At 52.6% G+C, this 1115-nt stretch carries 1 protein-coding gene; it reads left to right on the top strand.

Annotated elements, in window-relative coordinates; genetic code table 11:
* Positions 1–491: helix-turn-helix domain-containing protein (locus C7H52_RS10975; RefSeq protein ID WP_317045576.1), on the top strand; the 491-nt coding region annotated here is incomplete at its 5' end.
* Positions 492–1115 lie beyond the last annotated feature (624 nt).

The following is a 1115-nucleotide window of genomic DNA, read 5'->3' as shown; positions in this document are numbered from 1 at the left end:
AGAGGGAAAAAATCATGTTTATTGATTCAGAAAAACGACTGAAACAACTTTCAGATGAGGCAAAGAAAAACACCGAGGATCTCGAAGAAGCAAAGAAGAATTCAAGGTTTACACAGGTATCCCCAAAAGGTTGGGAACGCGTTCGAGAGCTGCTGAAGGATAGCCAAGGCATATCAGCACTGAAGCTGTACTCATTTTTAGCGGAGCATATCGATCCTACGTGTGGCGCTGTCGTTGCGGATCAGCAATTCCTAGCTGAAAAACTTGGAGTTAGCAGAAGCACAATTATTCGTTGGCTCAATTACTTAGAATCAAAAAATGCATTAGTTAGAATCCCCGTTGCTGGTAAGGTTTGTGCGTATGCCCTCGATCCACATGAAGTCTGGAAGGGATACAACACTACGAAAAACCATGCAGCATTTGTCACTAAAACACTGGTCAACAAAGACGGTGATATTCAGCGCCGAATCATGGCCATGTTTTCAAATTGAGCCAGCGGCAGGCGGACAATCAGGGGCTACGTGTTAACGTTCTGACCATGATTGTCTATCCTGCATTGCTCTTTTGCCGCCTCAAAATCCCTTGCGTGTTTTTGCTCCCCGATCTCCAGAACGACCGAGCCGCCACGGTTCCGGCAGCGCCTTGAGCGCAACCGGAAACCGTCTGGGGAGAACCCCAGACCCCCATCGCTGTAACACCGACGGTCTACGACCACCTACCAACCGAGTGACTGCCTGTACCGTGCAAATGGGCTTTGCAGGGGGCTGGCGCGGTTCCTGGCGACCTGAAAGCCCCTGGCTAGGGGTATCGGCGCGCCTGACCTCCTGAAACGCTCTGTAAGCGTTTTTCGCGCCTTCCATGCCCTGACGGGCATTTAAACCCCGCCTCGTGCGTCTGAGAGCTTCTGAGCGCGTTTGAAGGGCTATCTGACGACTCATCCCCGAAAGAACAACAGCGGAATCACCGACAACATGCGAGAGGTGGCACCGCTCGCCGCAGCCCCAGCGACCGAACGTTAGTGAGCGAGTGGGCGAGGAAGCGGAAGAGAACCGGAAACCACATTGAGCACGTACGCACTGATACGGGGTGTCGGGGCGAAGCCCTGACCAGATGGC

This window comes from Aurantibacter aestuarii, assembly GCF_003008425.1.
In the GTDB taxonomy this organism is placed as follows: Bacteria; Bacteroidota; Bacteroidia; order Flavobacteriales; family Flavobacteriaceae; genus Aurantibacter; species Aurantibacter aestuarii.
This window is presented reverse-complemented; position numbering and strand designations above follow the sequence as displayed.